Consider the following 20893-nt stretch of genomic DNA (forward strand, 5'->3'; position numbering starts at 1 on the left):
AATTTAGACTGCCGGCGGATAGATGTTTAGCTTGTTTTTATCAAATTCGCAAAAGTGTCCGAGTAAGAAAATTTCAAAACGACTCTTTAAAAAATCCTTTTGAGGCTTATGTTTAAGCGCAGGATAGAGTAGGTAGCTTGCCAGTAGCAAATCTCCGGTAGCCGATCTATAAGCCTCTTTTAAAACCCAAGCTTTTTCTTCGGCAAATTCCGCTTCGTTTAGCCATTTGCTTATGGTTTTATATATTAGCTCTTCTAAAATAGGCTCAAAAACCGCCTCTCTTTGCTCTTGAATTTCGATTTTACGGACATTTTTAAGCGCTTTAAGAAGCTCTTTGTCTCCCATAAATTCGCCAAATTTTTTAATGTCTTCTATATGAGCCTTGCCAAGCGCCGTAAGTCTTGCTTCATCGCTTGAAGGAGGAGGTGAAAATATCTGGCTAAACCCCGCCTTGATCCAAGTATGAGCTTTTGCTTTATTTGCTTCATAAAGCGGCATAATCCTATCTTGTAGCTCCTTGCCGCAATTTAACGGCTCAAATACTTTATGCACGCCATCTCCGCATGGTAAAAATTCATCAAAAAGCCCGTAAAAGCAAGCGCTTAAATCTCTTAAATCGCCCGAGTAGATGTTGATTTGTATTAAATTTGCCAAATACTTTGCGTAATCAAGCTTGGTCATTTTATCCTCTGTTGTCGGCTAAATTTCAAAAATCATATATTCATAAAATAAATGTGCACGGAATTTAGCGCTCTTAAAACGAGTAAATATGTAAATTAATCCCGTAAAATAGTAAAAAGAATTTTAATCAAATTTACCTAGAGCAAGCGGGACACATAAACCCGCTTGCAAATTTTAATTAGCCTTTTGCGCCGCCAGATATAGAGGCTCTACCTTTTTAGCTATCTCTTTTAAGTCCTTTATACGGCTTGCGTTTGAAGGGTGAGTGCTTAGGATTTCAGGTACCGAGTCTCCTGATTTTTTAGACATCTTTTCCCATACCGTTACCGCTTCGTGCGGATCGTATCCCGCTCTTGCCATTAGCTCCGTACCGATGTGATCGGCTTCGGTTTCATGACTTCGTGAAAAAGGTAGGCTTATGGTGTATTGAGTAGCTAAATTTATAAGCCCTGTTGCCGTATCGCCAAGCCCTGCTGCGGTTGAAACGGCAAAAATTCCTATGTTTTTGAGCTGATCCGTGCTTGCTTGTTCGCGACTATGCTCTCTTAGTGCGTGGGCTATCTCGTGACCCATGACTGCTGCTATCTGCGCATCGGTTAAGGATAAATTTTTGATAAGTCCGCTATAAACGGCGATCTTGCCTCCCGGCATACACCATGCGTTTAGTGTGTTTGAATTGATAACATTTACTTGCCAGTCCCATTTAAGCGCATCTTCACGGAAAGCCCCGACTTGCGCTATCAGGCGCTTGCCTATAGTTTGAACGCGTTTAGTAAGCACGGGATCGATATTTAGCGCTTTTTCTTGTCTTGCGGACTGAAGCGTTTTGGCATAGGCTAAATTTGCACTTTGATTCATCGTCTCAGAGCTTATCAAAAACAGCTGCCTTCTATCGGCTCCAACCGCACCTGCACCTGTTGAACTTACGAAGCAACCCGCTAAAAATATCATAGTAAGAACAAGAGGAAGTATAAATTTTTTCATCTTTTAATCCTTAAATTTAGGTTATGAAATTTCAAAAATTATACTAAATTTTCTTAAATTTCTACTCCCAGCCGACTTTTTTATAGTTGATATTGTGCTCAAATTCTTTTAGACGTTTGTGAATGGAACGAAGCTCTGTTATGGTCTTCCAGTTACTGATGAAAACACCAAAGCTTGATCTAACTTGCGCAAAGGCGTTATTTACCTGAACCAAAACTCCAAGCGTGATAAGCCCTGTAAATAGCCCTCCACCCATTATGAGATATGGAACTATGGTTAAAATTTGATAGTAGGAGTAAAGCCAAGTATTAAAGTATCCGTAGTGTAAAAACAGTCTTGAGTAGTTAAATTTAAGCCCTGTAAATAGCTCAACTATCGTAGCGGGGTGAGCGTAATTTACTTTGTTATCCTCCGCTAAAACAAGCTCTTTTCTAAATGCGGCTTCGACTTTTTGGTTGTTGTATTCAAGCCCCGGAAGTTTGATACCTACAATCCAAGAGATGATAAGTCCGCCCACGCTGATAAGCAAAGCTATCCACACAAGAGAGCCCGGGATGTCTTTGATATAGGGTAAATTTACTTTACTGCTAAGCCCCCAAAGTATCGGGATAAAGGCGATTAGAGTCATTATGGAATCCAAGATATCAACTCCAAGATCCTCCATGATCTTTGCAAATCTATAAGTATCTTCTTGCATACGCTGCGAGCTTCCTTCTACGTCTTTTTCGACCTTTCTCCAGTAGTTAAGATAGCTAAAAGTCATCGCCTCGCGCCAGCGAAATATCCAGTGGCTTGAAAAAAACGATATAAAAACCCGAAGCAATACATAAGGCATAGCCAGATATAAAAACAGCTTTATGCCGTCCCAAAATTCCTGCACATCGCGCTCTTTTGCATTTTGCAAGATGTCGTAAAAGTTTTTATACCAGTCGTTAAACTGTATGTTTAAGTAGGTTTGAATGATAAGAGATAGCGATATCAAAGTTACGCCGCCGTAAGCCCAAGCAGCCCATTTTTTGCTTTTAAAAAAAGATGAAAACACGATCTTGTCCCGATGTTGATATAGAATTTCAAAAGTGAAAGTATAGCAAAAAAGTTATGAGTTTAAATTTTAATATTAATCTTAAATTTATAACTTTTTCATAAAATTGCGCTATTTTTTAAGAAAGGATCGGGATGAAAAAGAGTAAAAATTTATTTTTGAGTTTAGCTGCGGTTTGCGCCTTTGCTTCAAGCGCCTTTGCGGGCGGCATGATAGAGGTGTATAAGTCTCCAAGTTGCGGCTGTTGCGGGCTTTGGGCCAATATAATGAAGCAAAACGGCTTTGAGGTAAAAGAGCATATGACCGAAGCTATCATCGAACTAAAGGCTAAAAATAGCGTTCCGCTTGAGCTTTCAAGTTGCCATACGGGCGTGATAGACGGATATGTCGTAGAGGGGCACGTACCCGCTGAAGACATAAAAGAGCTTTTGGCCAAAAAGCCTGCCGATGTTGTGGGAATTTCCGTTCCGGGTATGCCTCTTGGAAGCCCCGGGATGGAGCAAGGCGGCATAGTTGAGGATTATGACGTGATAGCTTTTAAAAAAGACGGCAGCTACGAAATTTTCTCAAGATATAAAAACGGCAAAAGGTTCAAATAGTCCTTCTTAAAAATTCGGCTCAAATTTAGAGCCGAATTTCTGCTTTTAAATTTCTATTCATTTATAAATTCCATTTAAATTTCATCGATTGCTTGGCGTGAAGTCAAAATTTAGCTTAAATTTACTACCATTTTAAAAGCTAAATTTAAGGAGGTTAATTTGTTTAGAATTGTCTTTGTTTTAGCCGTTGTTTTTGCTCTTGTGTGGGTTTATATGGGTGCTGATAATAAAACCGTTGCCGATTATAAAAACATGAGCAAAGAGCAGCTTGAAGCTCTTTGTCTTGATAAGCGCGATAAGACCGCGTGTCAAAAGATCGCTATTGATTTTATAAATATCTCCAAATCAAACGGCGGAGAGCCTAAATTCTAGTTTTAATTTAGTTCTCATAAAAGCCGAATTTGTCTTTGGATATAGGGTTAAAGCACGAATTTTAGCTTGATTGAGATTTATTTGCTTTTTTGATATAATGCTGATTTATCTTAATTTCTAAGGATTTTAATTGCACCCCAGTAGCGATTCATATTTTATGATTTTACTCGCAGTTTTCTTTGTGCTTCTTAACGCTTTCTTTGTTTTATCAGAATTTGCCATCGTAAAGGTTCGCAAGAGCCGCCTAGAAGAGCTTATCAAAGATAAAGTTCCAAACGCAAAACTCGCTTACGAAATGTCAAACAAGCTTGATACATATCTAAGCGCGACTCAGCTTGGTATCACCCTTAGCTCGCTTGCGCTCGGTTGGATAGGCGAGCCTGCTATCGCCAGACTTATAGAAAAACCGATTCAAACATATTTTGACGTAAGCGACTTGGTGGTTCATACCGTTGCGTTTGCTATCGCATTTACTATCATTACGCTCTTTCATGTTGTGCTTGGCGAGCTTGTGCCAAAGTCCATAGCAATCGCAAAAGCGGAGAAATCAACCCTTCTTGTTGCAAAGCCGCTTCACCTGTTTTGGGTTGTGTTTTCGCCTCTTATTAAGACTTTTGACTATCTTGCGTGGATATCTTTAAAAATGCTTGGCATAAAACCTGCCAAAGAGAGCGAGCTTGCACACTCCGAAGAGGAGATAAAGATAATCGTAGGAGAGAGTTTAAAAGGCGGAGTGTTAGATAGCTTTGAGACCGAGATTATCAAAAATGCGGTCGATTTTAGCGATACGGTAGCTAAAGAGATAATGACGCCTCGCCGCGATATGGTCTGCATAAATAAGCAAAAAAGCTACGAAGAGAATTTAAAAGTCGTGTTTGACTCGAAGTTTACTCGCTATCCTTATATAGACGGAAGCAAGGACGTAATCCTTGGAATGATACATATCCGCGATATCCTGCAGATTGATCTTGTGGATAAGAAGCGAGATTTTGACGGTATAGTGCGCGAATTTGTGATCGTGCCTGAAAATTTATCTATCTCAAAAATTCTCGTTATGATGAATAAGCAACAAATTTCAGCAGCCTTGGTTGTCGATGAATACGGCGGGACAGCGGGACTTCTTACTATGGAAGATATTATGGAGGAAATTTTAGGCGACATCAACGACGAGCATGATGAAGCAAGACCTCTTTATAAAAAGATAAACGAAAATATTTACGAATTTAACGGCAGATTTGACATCGAAAGCGTTGAAGAGCTTATGGGCATAAGCTTTGATGACGAGACCGAAGAGCTTACGATCGGCGGATATGTGTTTAATCTCATCGGAAGGCTACCTGTAGTGGGGGATAGAGCGGAGGATAATAACTGCCACTATGAAGTGCGTAAAATGGACGGCACAAGCATATTAAGCGTGAAAGTCCGTAAGAAAATCGAAGAAGAAGATGATGATTAACAGCTTCAATTTATAGTTTTATATCGCATTCAAGCGGCTAAATTTGACCACCTAAAAGCCGCTTTAAAGCCTTAATTTTATTTAAGGAGCCAAAATGAGTGTTGTTTTTAAAATTAAAAACAAAAAGAAATTTTTCGGCTACGAAAGTGTTTTAAACGTTGCTCAGGCACTTGAAATTTTGCCCGGTTTAGAGCAGTTTAACTTCGATGAAAACGATCCGGCATTTAACAAGCAAAAATTTTATTCATTTAAAATACCTAAAGACGGGTATCTGTTTTTGGGTATAAGAGGCGTGAGCGGACGCGGATTTGAGCTTAGGTATGACGCTGGAAGTAAGAGTTATGAGATCCGTATCTTAACTCCGAGCGCAAAGAGCGATTGGGAAACGGGACTTGAGTATATCTCAAATTTAGCTTTAAGGCTTGGCTCAAGTATTACAGCCGATATCAATGAAGAAATTTACGACTCTCAAAGCGTGCTTAAATTTGATTATCAAAAAGACATTTTATTTGGCTTAAAAGGCATACAAAGCGAGCTTGCAAACAGCGACGAAGAGAGTATAAATGAGGGCTTAATAAGGGCTTTTGCAATAAATTCAAAGATGATAGATGAGATATTATCCTCTAGCGATCCCGTGGCTAAATTTAGCAAGCTTATGGTTGAAAGTCAGTGCTAAAGCCTTGAAATTGCACACAAATTTGCAAAAAATATCAAAAATTAGGAGTTAAAGTGAGCTTCTTTAAAAAAATTTTCGGCAAGCAAAGACAAGAGGACACGGGCGAAAAGATGCCGATTTATTATGTAGATAGTGAGCAAGATGCTATGAGTAGGGCTTATCAGGCGGCTCGCGATACATTTGGATATTTTTGGCGTGAGCTATACTGGGATCGCCGAAGGATAGTTCCGGGCATTAGCGTCGCATGCGTAAAAGTATTATTTAAAGATAATGCTGGCGGCGAAGAGATTGGCGAGCATATGTGGATCAACGATATAGAATTTGACGGTGAAAACGTGAGCGGAATTTTGGTAAATGAGCCAAATGACGTTAAAAACATAAAAAACGGTGATTTTGTGAAAGTGCCGCTAAGCGAGGTTAGTGACTGGTTGTTTGTGATTGACAACAAAAGCTACGGAGGCTTTAGCGTGCATGCTTTGCGTGCGAATATGAGCGATAAAGAACGCGCCGAGCATGACTTGGCTTGGGGGTTTGAATTTGGCGATTTTAACGATATTTTAGTCGCTTATGAGCAAAAAGAGTGTCCTGAAAATTTGATCGAGCACCCGATGTGTAAAAACGTGATAGATCAAGTTAAAGAGTATATAACAAACAACTCAAACATACTAAGTGATGTGGATGAGCTTGGATATACGCAGCTTCATCATGAGGCTATAGCCGGGAATTTGGGTGTTGTTGAGATTTTGCTTGAAAACGGCGCGGATAAAAATGCAAAGACAAATAGCGGCAAAACCGCGCTTGATTTTGCTAAGGCGTTAAAATGGGAGCACATAGCAAGAGTTTTATAAATTTACTACCGAGCTTGAAATTTGGCTTTTTGGGTTACTTAAAAGCAAGTTGTCCGATAAGAGATATTATCGGACGATGAGTTATTTTTGCATATTTTTGATGTAGGTGTAGTCTGAAATTTCAGTCCATTTTCTACTAATCTTCATAAAATTTCTTCTTGATTCCAAAATCTCCTTAAACAGAGGATCTTTGACCGAAAGCTCGTCTAAAATTTCATCCGTAGCCTTTTTAAGAGCGGCTATTATCTCAGGCGAAAAAGATGAAATTTTCACATCCGGATGCTCTTTTAGGATTTTTTGAAGAGCTAGGGAATTTTCATAATACGCAGCCTCCAAGACGTATGCCGCAACCGCTTTGGTGGCTGTTTCGACTATGCCTTGAAGATCTTTTGGCAGCTTCTCCCATAACTTTTTGTTGATGTAAAATTCATTTTCGCTGGCAGGCTCTTGCCATCCCGTGTAATAAAATTTAGCGATCTTTTCAAAGCCCAAATTTATATCTACGGCAGGGCTTACCCACTCGACCGCATCTATGGTGTTCATCTCAAGAGCCATATAAAGCTCTCCTATGGGAATTGTGTTTATGCTTACTCCAAGACGCGCCATTATCTCGCCGCCAAGCCCGGGAATTCGAACTTTTAGCCCTTTTAAATCATCTATGCTTTTTATCTCTTTTTTAAACCAACCGCCCATTTGCATGCCGAAATTTCCGCCGTTAAAAGGGATGATATTGTGCTCGCCATATACTTTTTGAGCAAATTCCTTGCCTCCTGCATGGCTATACCAAGCGTGCTGCTCTAATGCGTTCATGTCAAAAGGAACGGTGGTAAATAGCATAAGCTTAGGATCTTTGCCTTTGTAAAAATATCCCGCAGTGTAGCCGATGTCGTATTGAGCGTTTTTAACCAGATCAAGTATGGCAAACTGCGCTTTGTGCTTGGACGGATAATCAATCCTTACTTCAATGCGACCGTTACTCATGGTTTCAACCATCTCTTTAAATTTCTTAGGAACTTCGCCTAGAACAGGAACGTTGCTCTCATAAGTCGTAGCAAATTTTAGCTTATAGGTTTTTTGATCTCCGAGCAAAGAGCTAGCAAGTAGAGCCGTAAGCATAAAAGCGGCAAATTTCTTCATCATCTCTCCTTTAAGTTAGGGTTAAGTAGATTATACGAAATTTTATATTTCTTGCCGATTTTTATGAAAATTTATATATTTTAAAATATAAATTTGAGTAAATTTGTAATTTAGTAATATCCCAAGCACATAGCTTCGGTTAGCTTGATGCGCTTTTCAAGCGGTGCGGGAGAGAAGAAGCTGCACTTTTCTATATAAATTCTATATCCGTAGTCAAGCCCTAGATCGTCGTAAAATTTCTTTAAATTTATGAATTTTATCCCGCAGATTTTTTTAAACTCAAAGAGCGAGTATAATTTGGAGTTGTTTTTTTTGACCAGATGTGAAGGCGCAAGCGTGGTAAGCGAGCAAAACGCGCTTGTTAAAACTAGCCCGCTTAAGTCCGTGCAGCTTGATAAAACGTGGCTAAATTTAGCAGGAATGGTCTTTTTGTGAAGAAAAACGGTGCGAGAATTTTCAAATTTGGCTGAAACCACGCCTTTCCAAAAGAGGTATGCGTTTGAAGATACCCCCGCCTTTAGAGCAAATTCCGCGCCCAAAACGTAATCATCTAAAAATTCATTTGGCGCCAGAGTTACTTTCATCGTTTGTTCTTATGAGGGATTTGGTAGCTTTAGCGGCTATGGGAGCTATGAATAAAACGCAAGGGTAAGCCACTACAAAAGCTTTCATCCAGCCTTCAAGCCAGATGAGAAAAAAGTTGTCTATAAGCCCTAAATTTATATATGTAAGCACTCCGGACATGATAAATGACATAGTAAAAGACATAAAAAATGCAAATATAAATCTATAATATTTCTGTGAAAACATACCTATCCTTATAATTAATGCGCGATTATATCAAATTTGGGCTTGTTTGTTTGGAAAGATGACTCAAAATAGTTATAATGCGGTGTAAATTTAGGAGAAATAGTGAGAGATTTTTTGGGCAAAAGCGTGCAAGCAAGCTATATAGGAGTCTTTGGAGCTCTTGGAGCTATAAAAGGAGAGATGAAATTTAGCGAAAATTCTATGAAATTTGCTCCATTTAGCCAGAACTTGACCGAGCTTGACATAAGATATGCGGAAATATCAAATTTAAGCTCAAAACGAGGCTTTATAACAGGAAAGTTAAACTTGGCTATCGAGATGAAAAATTCTCAAAGATATAAATTTAGCTTTGCGGACGATGAGGCGGTTTTGTTTATAAAAAGCCGAATTTAGATTATTTGCGTGTCTTTTACTAAGCTAGATAAAATATAAATTCTATAAATTTAGGAGAAATAATGAAAAAAATAATACATACGACAAACGCTCCTCAAGCGATAGGTCCTTATTCTCAAGCGGTTTTGGCAAATGGATTTTTATTTATCTCAGGACAGCTTGGTGTAAAACCAAACGGCGAATTTGCAGGAGTCAGTGTTGACGAGCAAGCCGAGCAATCCATGAAAAATTTAGAAGCGATACTTCTTGAAGCTGGAATGAAATTTGAAAATATCGTAAAAACTACGATATTTTTAGCCGATATGGATGATTTTGTAAAAGTAAATGAAATTTACAAGCGTTATTTTAGCGGAAATTTTCCTGCAAGAAGCACTGTTGCGGTAAAGACGCTTCCAAAAAATGCTTTAGTTGAAATAGAAGCGATAGCTGTAAAAGAGTAAAATTGTTCTTTTGTTTGGAAGTAAAATTTCTAAATTTTTAAAATTTTACTTCCAAAACCCCATCGTTTCCACATTTTTTAACCTCCCTTTAAGCTTTGCTCTTATATAATTCCAGCTCACGAATTAAGAAACCACCTTTAACTTCTTCTTTCAAGTTAATAAAGCTTTTTCTTTTTTATCGTTGTTCTCTAACTTAACACTGTTAAACTAATTAGTCAATCTTTGAAATCTAAACAAGTGATCGATTGAGCCAATTTACTTTCAGGCTTTCTTCGGAAAGTAGTTAGTAAATAAAACTAATTAATATAAATAAAAATTAAAAGTTTTTTGATTAAAAACTTCATATAAATTATATGGAGAGTTTGATCCTGGCTCAGAGTGAACGCTGGCGGCGTGCCTAATACATGCAAGTCGAACGGAGATTAAAGTAAGCTTGCTTATTTTAATCTTAGTGGCGCACGGGTGAGTAATGTATAGCTAATCTGCCCTACACTAGAGGACAACAGTTGGAAACGACTGCTAATACTCTATACTCCTTCTTTACATAAGTTAAGTCGGGAAAGTTTTTCGGTGTAGGATGAGGCTATATCGTATCAGCTAGTTGGTGAGGTAATGGCTCACCAAGGCTATGACGCGTAACTGGTCTGAGAGGATGATCAGTCACACTGGAACTGAGACACGGTCCAGACTCCTACGGGAGGCAGCAGTAGGGAATATTGCTCAATGGGGGAAACCCTGAAGCAGCAACGCCGCGTGGAGGATGACACTTTTCGGAGCGTAAACTCCTTTTCTTGGGAAAGAATTATGACGGTACCCAAGGAATAAGCACCGGCTAACTCCGTGCCAGCAGCCGCGGTAATACGGAGGGTGCAAGCGTTACTCGGAATCACTGGGCGTAAAGGACGCGTAGGCGGATTATCAAGTCTTGAGTGAAATCTAACGGCTTAACCGTTAAACTGCTTGGGAAACTGATAATCTAGAGTAAGGGAGAGGCAGATGGAATTCTTGGTGTAGGGGTAAAATCCGTAGAGATCAAGAAGAATACCCATTGCGAAGGCGATCTGCTGGAACTTAACTGACGCTAATGCGTGAAAGCGTGGGGAGCAAACAGGATTAGATACCCTGGTAGTCCACGCCCTAAACGATGTATACTAGTTGTTGCCAAGCTAGTCTTGGCAGTAATGCACCTAACGGATTAAGTATACCGCCTGGGGAGTACGGTCGCAAGATTAAAACTCAAAGGAATAGACGGGGACCCGCACAAGCGGTGGAGCATGTGGTTTAATTCGAAGATACGCGAAGAACCTTACCCGGACTTGATATCTAACAAATCATCTAGAGATAGAAGAGTGTCTGCTTGCAGAAATGTTAAGACAGGTGCTGCACGGCTGTCGTCAGCTCGTGTCGTGAGATGTTGGGTTAAGTCCCGCAACGAGCGCAACCCACGTATTTAGTTGCTAACGGTTAGGCCGAGCACTCTAAATAGACTGCCTTCGTAAGGAGGAGGAAGGTGTGGACGACGTCAAGTCATCATGGCCCTTATGTCCGGGGCGACACACGTGCTACAATGGCATATACAATGAGACGCAATATCGCGAGATGGAGCAAATCTATAAAATATGTCCCAGTTCGGATTGGAGTCTGCAACTCGACTCCATGAAGCCGGAATCGCTAGTAATCGTAGATCAGCCATGCTACGGTGAATACGTTCCCGGGTCTTGTACTCACCGCCCGTCACACCATGGGAGTTGATTTCACTCGAAGCCCAAATACCAAACCGGTTATGGTCCACAGTGGAATCAGCGACTGGGGTGAAGTCGTAACAAGGTAACCGTAGGAGAACCTGCGGTTGGATCACCTCCTTTCTAGAGTACAATGAATATTCTCTCACAAGATATTCATCAAAGGAAAATTTAGATTAGCCTTTTAAACTAATCTACTCAATCATCCTTGTTTAGTTTTGAAAGATTGATATTGAAGCTAATTGGGGAATTAGCTCAGCTGGGAGAGCGCCTGCTTTGCACGCAGGAGGTCAGCGGTTCGATCCCGCTATTCTCCACCAAATACATTAGGGCCTATAGCTCAGCTGGTTAGAGTGCACCCCTGATAAGGGTGAGGTCACAAGTTCAAGTCTTGTTAGGCCCACCATTAATTAGTAAATAAATTAGTTTAACTACAAAAGATTTTAAACATCAAAGTTTAAATCAAGTATTCTAAAATGAATATTTGCTTTAGACTTTGAATTATAGCCTATCTACTAATAAATACGGCAACGCTTAAAGCGTTGGTGTGCTTTAGGTGGGTGCAGGGAGTGAAACTCCTGCTCGGAGCAAGAGCTTTGCTCTTGCGAGAAGTCTAAAACGTTCTTTTATTTATCATTGTTAAGAGTCACAAGCAAGTTTTAAATAAAACAATTTTACAGGACTTGTTAAAGATTTAAATATCTTATCTCTTGAATATAATCAGTATTCAGAAGTTTAACGTCACAAGATATCTAGAGTTAAAACTTATCTATATATCAGTTAATGCTTTCCGTCTTGGGGATGAGAGTTTAAATTTAGTAATAAACTTAAATTTGCTTCATATATTCATATATGATTTTAAATTTTTGTTATTTATATTACCTTTAACAAGGAAGTGATGCGAATTAGAATATGAAATATACTAATAAAAGGTAAGCTGCAAAGAGCAAATGGTGGATGCCTTGGCTAGTAGAGGCGATGAAGGACGTGCCAGGCTGCGATAAGACTCGGGGAGCCGTCAAGGGGCTTTGATCCGGGTATTTCCGAATGGGGCAACCCAACTGATAGCGATGTCAGTTACCGTAATGGAGCGAACGAGGGGAATTGAAACATCTTAGTACCCTCAGGAAAAGAAATCAAACGAGATTACGCTAGTAGCGGCGAGCGAACGCGTAAGAGGGCAAACCGTTAGTTTACTAACGGGGTTGTAGGACTGCAATATAGACTAAACAAAGCTAATAGAATAAGCTGGAAAGCTTAAGCATAGAGGGTGATACTCCCGTATATGAAAGCGATGTTTTACTTAGCAGTATCCTGAGTAGGGCGGAACACGTGATATTCTGTCTGAAGCCGGGTAGACCACTATCCAACCCTAAATACTACTACTAGACCGATAGCGCACAAGTACCGTGAGGGAAAGGTGAAAAGAACTGAGGTGATCAGAGTGAAATAGAACCTGAAACCATTTGCTTACAATCATTCAGAGCCCTATGATTTATCAGGGTGATGGACTGCCTTTTGCATAATGAGCCTGCGAGTTGTGATGTCTGGCGAGGTTAAGGAAACCCGGAGCCGTAGCGAAAGCGAGTCTTAATAGGGCGTTTAGTCAGATGTTGCAGACCCGAAACGATGTGATCTATCCATGAGCAGGTTGAAACCGGTGTAAGAGCCGGTGGAGGACCGAACCCGCTAGCGTTGAAAAGCTATGGGATGACTTGTGGATAGGGGTGAAAGGCCAATCAAACATCGTGATAGCTGGTTCTCTCCGAAATATATTTAGGTATAGCGTCATGTAGTAACACTAGGGGGTAGAGCACTGAATGGGCTAGGGCATACACCAATGTACCAAACCCTATCAAACTCCGAATACCTAGTGTGTAATCATGGCAGTCAGGCGGCGAGTGATAAAATCCGTCGTCGAGAGGGGAACAACCCAGACTAACAGCTAAGGTCCCTAAATCTCATTTAAGTGGAAAACGATGTGGAGTTACTGAAACAACCAGGAGGTTGGCTTAGAAGCAGCCATCCTTTAAAGAAAGCGTAATAGCTCACTGGTCTAGTGATTCTGCGCGGAAAATATAACGGGGCTAAAATGAGTACCGAAGCTTTAGACTTGCACTTAATCATTTATACTAGCTCGTCTTTTGAGCGTATTTAAATGAGCTTGAAATTTTCTTAATCGACAGCCTATATGGCTAGTCTCAATCGAAAATGTCATCGCAACATTTAAATCCATCTCAAAACAAGTGAAGCGCTTTTTGCGTAAGCAAAAATGTTTCATTGAAAATACTTTGCTTAATCCGTTCTTTTAAATTTCAGGTTAAGCACTAGAATTTAGAGTATAAATTTGATAGTATGAATAATTAAGTGCAAGTGGTAGGAGAGCGTTCTATTCAGCGTTGAAGGTGTACCGGTAAGGAGCGCTGGAGCGGATAGAAGTGAGCATGCAGGCATGAGTAGCGATAATTAATGTGAGAATCATTAACGCCGTAAACCCAAGGTTTCCTACGCGATGCTCGTCATCGTAGGGTTAGCCGGGTCCTAAGCAAAGTCCGAAAGGGGTATGCGATGGAAAATTGGTTAATATTCCAATGCCAACTATTATGTGCGATGGAAGGACGCTTAGAGTTAAAGGAGCCAGCGGATGGAAGTGCTGGTCGAAAGGTGTAGGTTGAGTTACAGGCAAATCCGTAACTCTTTATCCGAGACCCCACAGGCAGACAAAGTTCTTCGGAACAGCGTTTGAATCCTTGATACTGTCGAGCCAAGAAAAGTTTCTAAGTTTAGTAATAGTTGCCCGTACCGTAAACCGACACAGGTGGGTGGGATGAGTATTCTAAGGCGCGTGGAAGAACTCTCTTCAAGGAACTCTGCAAAATAGCACCGTATCTTCGGTATAAGGTGTGCCTAGCTTTGTTAAGGATTTACTCCGTAAGCAAAGAAGGTTACAACAAAGAGTCCCTCCCGACTGTTTACCAAAAACACAGCACTCTGCTAACTCGTAAGAGGATGTATAGGGTGTGACGCCTGCCCGGTGCTCGAAGGTTAATTGATGACGTTAGCTCTGCGAAGCGTTTGATCGAAGCCCGAGTAAACGGCGGCCGTAACTATAACGGTCCTAAGGTAGCGAAATTCCTTGTCGGTTAAATACCGACCTGCATGAATGGCGTAACGAGATGGGAGCTGTCTCGAAGAGGGATCCAGTGAAATTGTAGTGGAGGTGAAAATTCCTCCTACCCGCGGCAAGACGGAAAGACCCCGTGGACCTTTACTACAGCTTGACACTGCTATTGGGATAAAGATGTGCAGGATAGGTGGGAGGCTTTGATCTATAAACGCCAGTTTATAGTGAGCCGTTGTTGAGATACCACTCTTTTTTATTCTGATAGCTAACTGGCATGAGTTATCCTCATGCAGGACAATGTCTGGTGGGTAGTTTGACTGGGGCGGTCGCCTCCCAAAATGTAACGGAGGCTTACAAAGGTTGGCTCAGAACGGTTGGAAATCGTTCGTAGAGTATAAAGGTATAAGCCAGCTTAACTGCGAGACGTACATGTCAAGCAGAGACGAAAGTCGGTCTTAGTGATCCGGTGGTTCTGTGTGGAAGGGCCATCGCTCAAAGGATAAAAGGTACCCCGGGGATAACAGGCTGATCTCCCCCAAGAGCTCACATCGACGGGGAGGTTTGGCACCTCGATGTCGGCTCATCGCATCCTGGGGCTGGAGCAGGTCCCAAGGGTATGGCTGTTCGCCATTTAAAGCGGTACGCGAGCTGGGTTCAGAACGTCGTGAGACAGTTCGGTCCCTATCTGCCGTGGGCGTAAGAAGATTGAGGAGAGTTGACCCTAGTACGAGAGGACCGGGTTGAACCAACCACTGGTGTACGAGTTGTCCTGCCAAGGGCACCGCTCGGTAGCTAAGTTGGGATGTGATAAGAGCTGAAAGCATCTAAGCTCGAAGCCAACTCCAAGATGAATCTTCTTTTAAGACCTCATAAAGACTATATGTTTGATAGGCTGGGTGTGTAATGGATGAAAGTCCTTTAGCTGACCAGTACTAATAGGTCGTCTGCTTATCTTTTAATAAGCATCACTTCCTTGTTAAGGGTAAACCTTGCAAGAAAAGATTGTTGTTTAAAACGCTTTAACTCTTAACAAATAAAAGACAGTGTTAAATAAGAAATTAGGAAGCAGGTTGTTGAGATATAAATAAAAATATCTTGGTTAAACTCTGCAATGATTTTTTATTTAACACTGCCCGTGACTATACAGACGAGGAAACGCCTTGCTCCATCTCGAACCAAGAAGCTAAGCTCGTCCTGGCTGATGATACTCTCCCTTACTGGGATGTTTGGAAAAGTAGGTCGTTGCGGGCTTTGTTATTATTCTTCTAAATTCATATCAAAAACAGCTAATCCAAAAATATTAACAATAAAGATAAAAATTTTTTACATTTATTATATTTTTACATACTTTTAAATTTAAACCGATTAGTTTTTAAATTCTTTATATATTTATCTGCTTTATTTACAATTATCCAAAGTAACTTCTGTATTTATTCTTTATATCTATAGTTTATTTGTTTATTTTATTTATTAAGCTTGTATGATTACTTTACGAATTAAAAGATATTGTAAAAAGTCCATATTTTTTTATGGTCGTCTTTTAATTCATTTTTTCATAGAATTGTAAAGCTCCCTGTTATTAAGCTTTGTTAGTAACACAATCATAAATTTAATAGATTAAGACGCTTCTTGTGAAATTTAGATTAAAATAAATTTGCTTATACTTATTTATAAATTTATCATTTCTTTAACATAGTGTTATAGAATTTTAACTACTTAAATTTAAACATCTTAATAAAAAGGAATTTACTATGAATACGGTAAAAAATATACTATTAGCACTGATTATGCTTTGGCTATCTGCATTTGCTCAGATAAATTTAAACACGGCCACTAAAGAGGAGCTTATGAGCTTAAAGGGTATAGGAGAGTCCAAGGCTGAGGCTATAATGGAATATAGAAAAATGAATAAGTTTAACTCTATAGATGATATTAAGAATGTAAACGGAATAGGAGATAAGACATTTGAGGCGTTAAAGCAAGATATATCGGTATCGGGTAAAAGCGTAATGCCTGCTAATACTACTAAAAAGATAAAAGATAAAGTATCTAAAACAAAAGATACAAAAGAAAAAACAACTAAACAGGCAGACAAAGTAAAAGATACTAAAGACAGTCTAAGCAAAAAAGTTAAAGACAAAGAAGATAACTTAAAGAAAGAGGCAAAGAAGGCTAAGAGTAAAGAAGATAAGACAGATAAGGCTAAGGATGCAAAAGAGAAGATACAAGACGCCAAAGAGAGTATGAAGAAGGATACTAAAAAAACAAAAGAGAGTAAAGACGGAAAAATAAAGAAAGAGAAGAAGGGGTAGTAAGGGTTTTTGGGGAGGGGGGGGAGAAAATAAAGGTGAGTAGGGGTGGATTAATATAGAAAGACTATAAAGAGATAAGAGGATGGAAACAGGAAAATATTAAAAGAGACAGTGGATGTAGAATGGTAGAGTGAGGTTATGAAAGAGACATATAGTGGTCGCCACTTTCTACTGATGAAACAACATTAAAACATTCTACGATAATCACTTATAAGACATTTATAGCGTTTATGAAGTTGAAGGTGGTTCGGGTAATGAAACGGAAGCAAGTTGAGGCAAAAAATGCAAATAAGAGAATTAAAAAAACAAAAAACGAGAAAGACTAAATAAGGATAAATAAGAAAGCAAGATAGCGCAATAATAGAAAGATGAGTAGCGGTAATAGACTACTGCGGCAGATGCGGTTTAGATCAAGGTGTGAGAGGGTTTAAGAGGGTGCCTCCAACAATGGAGGCGAGATTTGGAAAGTGGAGATATTTAGTTAAATCTATAAACGCAGCCTATGCTAAATACACCACTGTCTTTTCTGTTGTATTGTATAGATAAAATGTATCTAGAATCAATTATAAATTTATCTGATATTTTATAGTTTAGTCCAAGGCTTAAATGAGTAGAATTTTTAGGCTCACTTGTGCCTTTTATTTTTATGTTCTTATCAGATCCTTTAAATTTAGCGTCAAAAGCAAAGTTTTCAGGAGACGGTGTGTATGTGTAAGCTATGCCCGAATTTATACCAAATTTATTTAAATTTATATCAGTCCTTAGTCCCGCGGTAAATGAATTTGTTTTATATGATGTTTTATTTGAAACAATACCAAAAGGAACATTTTCTTCAAATTTTCCTCTTGAAATTCTAGAGTATTGAAAAGCTGCAAAAGGATTTAGCAGTAGATTTTCAAATTTCATAATAGTTCCAAGCTCGGTATATAGATTGTAAATTCTGCTTTTGTAAGAGGTGCTTGAGCTGCTATCTATAACGGTTCTTTGAACTTCATTTTTTGAATCGTTTATTCCGAATTTGCTAAGCGTATAAAAATTTGTAAAATCATATGAGCCGTATATTGAAACGCCGTTATTTTTTATGTTGATATTTCCGAAAGGCTCATCAAAATTCGCTTTTGACTCTCCTTTAACTAAAGCCACGCCAAGTGTTATCTCATCTGTTGGTTTTGTGTCCAAACCCATAGCAGAGCCTTTTATTTTAGCTTTTGAATCCGCATATCCCTCTTTGTGTATTTTACTATCCGCATATATTCCGTCTATCCAAAATCCGCTTTTATCCGAGTTCATAAGAGAGGCTATGCGGTTGCTTAGCGTGCGGTTAAAGATACTGTTTTGTTTAATTAATATATTTTGACTTGATGAGTGAATTTCGCCCGAAAGAGAATCTATCATCTGAGGCAGTAAATGAGCTTTTGCATTTACTATTTTTATGGCCGCATTTGAAATTTCACTCTGCTCATTTTTTTCTGCCACATCATCTAAAACAGCGTCTAAATTTCTGGCGGTATTTAAAGAGCTTACATTCGCATGTCTTATAGAATTTAAGACATATTCGGTAGAATTTCTATTGTATTGTACATATATATTTTGTTTTGTTTTGTCCATGTAGAAATTTGATAAATTTATATACTTTGAAACATTTTCTGAAATTTTATAATCGCCACTATAGTTTTTAATTTCACTTGCTGTTATTATTTTTTTCGTTTGAGTTTCAGATTTTGGAACCAGTCTTACATCTTCTACGTCCGCTAATACATAAGAGCTATTCCCCATATCCATAGAACCTGTTATTTCTAAATTTGACCTATCTATGTCTATCGCTATTCGACCATTGTCTTTAGATATATAGTCTCCGTCTATCTTTAGACCTACTCCATAAACATTTAAAGAACCGCCGTTGTTATTGATTGTATATGTATAATTTGTATTGTTTTTACCGTTTCCTATTTTTACTTTATTGTTGTTTTCTGATTTTGCAAGCAGGGTTCCTTCTTTTTCTATAGTAATTTCTGAATTTAACATCAAATTTGAGATACCTATAGTTCCTTGCTCTATCCAAGTTATGCTTTTATATGTATTTTCTCCTGTTAGATATAAAGTTCCTGTTCCTTTTTTATGTATTCCGGCATCGCCTGCCATGTTATTACTCCATGTTAGCTTGCTTTTATCCATATAGTCTCTATGGTCAAAATTTACCGTAAATAATTTTTGCAGCGGTCCGTGCTTATCTTTGTCTGTTAAAAGTAAGCTATCTAAGCGACCGGGCCCCTTAAGCGCCCTTTGCTCATTTAAAATTCCCCAGCCAAAAGTAGAGTCTGGAGCCTCGGTTTGTTCTTGAGTACCTGGTTTATTGGCAGAAGATAGTATCGTCATAGTTACTAAGTGATTGTTCATCCAAGGAAATTTTTCCCATACGTTTGCGACCGCAGCAGTTACTCTAGGAGTTGCAAAAGATGTTCCTGTTTCTCGTTTTGTTTTTCCGGGCTCATACTCTATATCCCAATTTCCTTTAGCCGTTATACCCCATGTTTTGCCTTTGTCGCCTATTTTATTTGAGTACCATGTAAGAGCACTGTCGTTTTCGTTAGCTACCGCCATTACCGCTATCCATCCGTTTTTTGCATTTTGGTTTAGGCTCGGGTATAAAGCTTGAGGCGATGCATTGTTTTTAGACTCGTTTCCTGCCGCCCAAACAAATATACTATCTTTTTGCGCATATCTAGCTATATTATCAAATGGCGCTATCGCACCGGAATTTGGCATTGGATCGCTTCCGTAAGAGTTGTTAAAAATCCTAGCTCCTTTTTTGTAGGCATCGTCAAACTGATCGCTGCCGCTAGCTATAATAACTCCGCCTCGTCTAAACCCTCCTTTATATGCAAATATTCTTGCATTTTTATTATGATCGGCTATTATGCTAGCAACCATAGTTCCGTGTTCTGTTTTGTCTTCGGGCAACATATCGTTTTGTTCTTGGATATGTATTCGCCAGCCTCCGTTATCTTGTTTAAATTTATTGTTTTTATAAAAGAAAGTATCGACTATTGCGATATCTGTGATTTTATTTTCATCTCTTTTTTGATCTAACAGCACCTGTTTGTTTATTTTTTCTTCGCCTTTTGACAAGCCGACTATTCTGTCTTTTTCATCTATTTGAGGAACCGGATTATTTATTACAGGCGGCACTATAGCCATTGGAGGAACTTGATTTGCCTGATTGTTTCCTGTATTGTAACTTGGTGTAGATGGACCTGAGCTACCTCCGCCTCCACCGCCTCCACCACATGCGGTCAGCATTATGGATGATATGGCTAAAATTATAAAAAATTTATAATCTGAGCTTTTTATAAAATTAATGCACTTATTAAATTTCATTTAAAATCCTTTGGTTTAATAAATTTTTGATGTTGGCCAATTTTATTTCTGGCGACAAGTTTATTTTTGTACTCTCGTTTGGATAAGCTAAAATTTATTGATTTTGAAGCAAGTTGTCTGAGTAAAAGCGAGGATTATACTATAAAAATTTAAAAAAATCAATAAAATATTAACTTTTATTAAATTTATATTTATAGAATATAAATTATTCATGTAATATAAGATGATTTTTTGAAATTAAATTTGGTATAAGAAAATTTATACAATAATACTATCTATTAATATTTTTTGGAGCTTTTATGACTATTTATGAGCTAAAGCCAAAATTCCAAAATCTCCTACGTCCTCTTACGACTAAGCTTTTTAATCTCGGTATCACGGCAAATCAAGTTACCTTTTTTGCCTGCATTGTATCCGTATTCATAGGATTTTTGCTGGTTAAATTTTCTCATATTTCAGCGCTGTTTTTTATCTTGCCTATTTGGCTTTTTCTTAGAATGGCGCTTAATGCCATTGACGGAATACTTGCTCGCGAATTTAACCAAAAATCAGCCCTCGGAGGCTATCTAAACGAAGCTACGGACGTGATTTCAGATAGCGCTCTTTATCTGCCTTTTGCCTTTATCGCACCGTTTGATTGGGGTACTATTATGCTTATAATTTTTTTATCGCAACTTAGCGAATTTCTGGGTGTTTTGGGGCAGGTTTTAGGCAGGAACCGTAGATATGACGGCCCTATGGGTAAAAGTGACAGAGCCTTTGCTTTCGGGCTTTTTGGGATGCTATACGCTTGTTTCGGCGAGCTTTGGCAGTGGGTTTATTATCTTGGCGTTTTGATAATAGTATTGCTTGTGATAACCTGCATAAATCGCGTGAAATCAGGACTTAAGGAGGCGTAA

At 38.9% G+C, this 20893-nt stretch carries 15 protein-coding genes, 2 tRNA genes, 3 rRNA genes and 1 pseudogene; 14 read left to right on the top strand and 7 right to left on the bottom strand.

Translation table 11 applies throughout. From position 1 onward, the window contains the following. Window positions 1–3: 3 nt before the first annotated feature. The 3 genes from CORI_RS00465 to CORI_RS00475 form a co-directional block, all read right to left on the bottom strand. Window positions 4–681 (bottom strand): hypothetical protein, encoded by a 678-nt coding sequence (locus CORI_RS00465; RefSeq protein ID WP_173030360.1) that lies wholly within the window; start codon window positions 679–681, stop codon window positions 4–6. A gap of 174 nt (window positions 682–855) precedes the next feature. Beyond that, window positions 856–1665: a M48 family metallopeptidase gene (locus CORI_RS00470; RefSeq protein ID WP_173030361.1), complete on the bottom strand. Its 810-nt coding sequence runs from the start codon at window positions 1663–1665 to the stop codon at window positions 856–858. A 61-nt stretch (window positions 1666–1726) separates the two neighbouring features. Then, complete coding sequence (locus CORI_RS00475) at window positions 1727–2707, bottom strand: putative transporter (RefSeq protein WP_173030362.1); 981 nt, start codon at window positions 2705–2707, stop codon at window positions 1727–1729. Window positions 2708–2841: 134 nt separating this feature from the next. Here CORI_RS00475 and CORI_RS00480 point away from each other — a divergent pair, with 134 nt between their 5' ends. The 5 genes from CORI_RS00480 (at window position 2842) to CORI_RS00500 (ending at window position 6658) form a co-directional block, all read left to right on the top strand. Further along, a complete protein-coding gene (locus CORI_RS00480; RefSeq protein ID WP_173030363.1) occupies window positions 2842–3306 on the top strand; it encodes a DUF411 domain-containing protein in 465 nt (154 codons plus the stop codon). A 159-nt stretch (window positions 3307–3465) separates the two neighbouring features. Then, the gene (locus CORI_RS00485; RefSeq protein ID WP_173030364.1) at window positions 3466–3678 is read left to right on the top strand and encodes a hypothetical protein; all 213 of its coding nucleotides are present in this window, start codon (window positions 3466–3468) and stop codon (window positions 3676–3678) included. 130 nt (window positions 3679–3808) lie between these two features. Then, entirely contained in the window at window positions 3809–5134 is a 1326-nt protein-coding gene (locus CORI_RS00490; RefSeq protein WP_173030365.1) for a hemolysin family protein, read from the top strand. A gap of 94 nt (window positions 5135–5228) precedes the next feature. Next, window positions 5229–5810, top strand: a complete 582-nt coding sequence (locus CORI_RS00495; RefSeq protein WP_173030366.1) for a DUF4299 family protein — start codon at window positions 5229–5231, stop codon at window positions 5808–5810. Between the two features lie 53 nt (window positions 5811–5863). Next, window positions 5864–6658 carry a DUF2314 domain-containing protein gene (locus CORI_RS00500; RefSeq protein ID WP_173030367.1) on the top strand — a complete coding sequence of 265 codons (795 nt, stop codon included), beginning with the start codon at window positions 5864–5866 and terminating at the stop codon, window positions 6656–6658. A gap of 81 nt (window positions 6659–6739) precedes the next feature. Here the strand turns inward: CORI_RS00500 and CORI_RS00505 are convergent, their stop codons facing one another. The 3 genes from CORI_RS00505 to CORI_RS00515 all read right to left on the bottom strand — a co-directional run bounded on the left by CORI_RS00505 (window position 6740) and on the right by CORI_RS00515 (window position 8605). Beyond that, window positions 6740–7795 (bottom strand): TRAP transporter substrate-binding protein, encoded by a 1056-nt coding sequence (locus CORI_RS00505; protein ID WP_173030368.1) that lies wholly within the window; start codon window positions 7793–7795, stop codon window positions 6740–6742. 110 nt (window positions 7796–7905) lie between these two features. Beyond that, a complete protein-coding gene (locus tag CORI_RS00510) occupies window positions 7906–8379 on the bottom strand; it encodes a cysteine permease (protein WP_173030369.1) in 474 nt (157 codons plus the stop codon). Then, window positions 8354–8605 (bottom strand): DUF2798 domain-containing protein, encoded by a 252-nt coding sequence (locus CORI_RS00515; RefSeq protein WP_172201954.1) that lies wholly within the window; start codon window positions 8603–8605, stop codon window positions 8354–8356. The genes CORI_RS00510 and CORI_RS00515 overlap by 26 nt, the downstream gene beginning before the upstream one ends. A gap of 102 nt (window positions 8606–8707) precedes the next feature. On the opposite strand from CORI_RS00515, the gene CORI_RS00520 reads away from it, so the two are divergent. The 8 genes and pseudogenes from CORI_RS00520 to CORI_RS10640 all read left to right on the top strand — a co-directional run. Further along, window positions 8708–8998: a hypothetical protein gene (locus CORI_RS00520; protein ID WP_173030370.1), complete on the top strand. Its 291-nt coding sequence runs from the start codon at window positions 8708–8710 to the stop codon at window positions 8996–8998. 62 nt (window positions 8999–9060) lie between these two features. Further along, on the top strand, window positions 9061–9438 hold the full coding sequence (locus tag CORI_RS00525) for a RidA family protein (protein WP_173030371.1): 378 nt from the start codon (window positions 9061–9063) through the stop codon (window positions 9436–9438). 350 nt (window positions 9439–9788) lie between these two features. After that, window positions 9789–11303: ribosomal RNA gene (locus CORI_RS00530) — 16S ribosomal RNA — on the top strand. A 121-nt stretch (window positions 11304–11424) separates the two neighbouring features. Next, window positions 11425–11500 (top strand) — tRNA-Ala (locus CORI_RS00535). Window positions 11501–11509: 9 nt separating this feature from the next. Next, window positions 11510–11586: transfer RNA gene (locus CORI_RS00540), tRNA-Ile, on the top strand. A 524-nt stretch (window positions 11587–12110) separates the two neighbouring features. Next, window positions 12111–15260, top strand: a 23S ribosomal RNA gene (locus CORI_RS00545). 175 nt (window positions 15261–15435) lie between these two features. Further along, a 5S ribosomal RNA gene (rrf, locus tag CORI_RS00550) occupies window positions 15436–15555 on the top strand. Together the 16S, 23S and 5S rRNA genes with 2 tRNA genes alongside form the textbook arrangement of a ribosomal RNA operon. Before the next feature lie 536 nt (window positions 15556–16091). Beyond that, a pseudogene (locus tag CORI_RS10640) lies at window positions 16092–16298 on the top strand (ComEA family DNA-binding protein); the annotation flags it as partial. Between the two features lie 795 nt (window positions 16299–17093). On the opposite strand, the gene CORI_RS00560 reads toward CORI_RS10640, so the two are convergent. Further along, complete coding sequence (locus CORI_RS00560) at window positions 17094–19994, bottom strand: S8 family serine peptidase (protein ID WP_173030372.1); 2901 nt, start codon at window positions 19992–19994, stop codon at window positions 17094–17096. Window positions 19995–20293: 299 nt separating this feature from the next. Between CORI_RS00560 and CORI_RS00565 the strand changes: the two genes are divergently transcribed. Beyond that, window positions 20294–20893: a CDP-alcohol phosphatidyltransferase family protein gene (locus CORI_RS00565; protein WP_173030373.1), complete on the top strand. Its 600-nt coding sequence runs from the start codon at window positions 20294–20296 to the stop codon at window positions 20891–20893.

This window comes from Campylobacter sp. CCUG 57310 (assembly GCF_013201975.1).
GTDB classification, from domain to species: domain Bacteria; phylum Campylobacterota; class Campylobacteria; order Campylobacterales; family Campylobacteraceae; genus Campylobacter_A; species Campylobacter_A canis.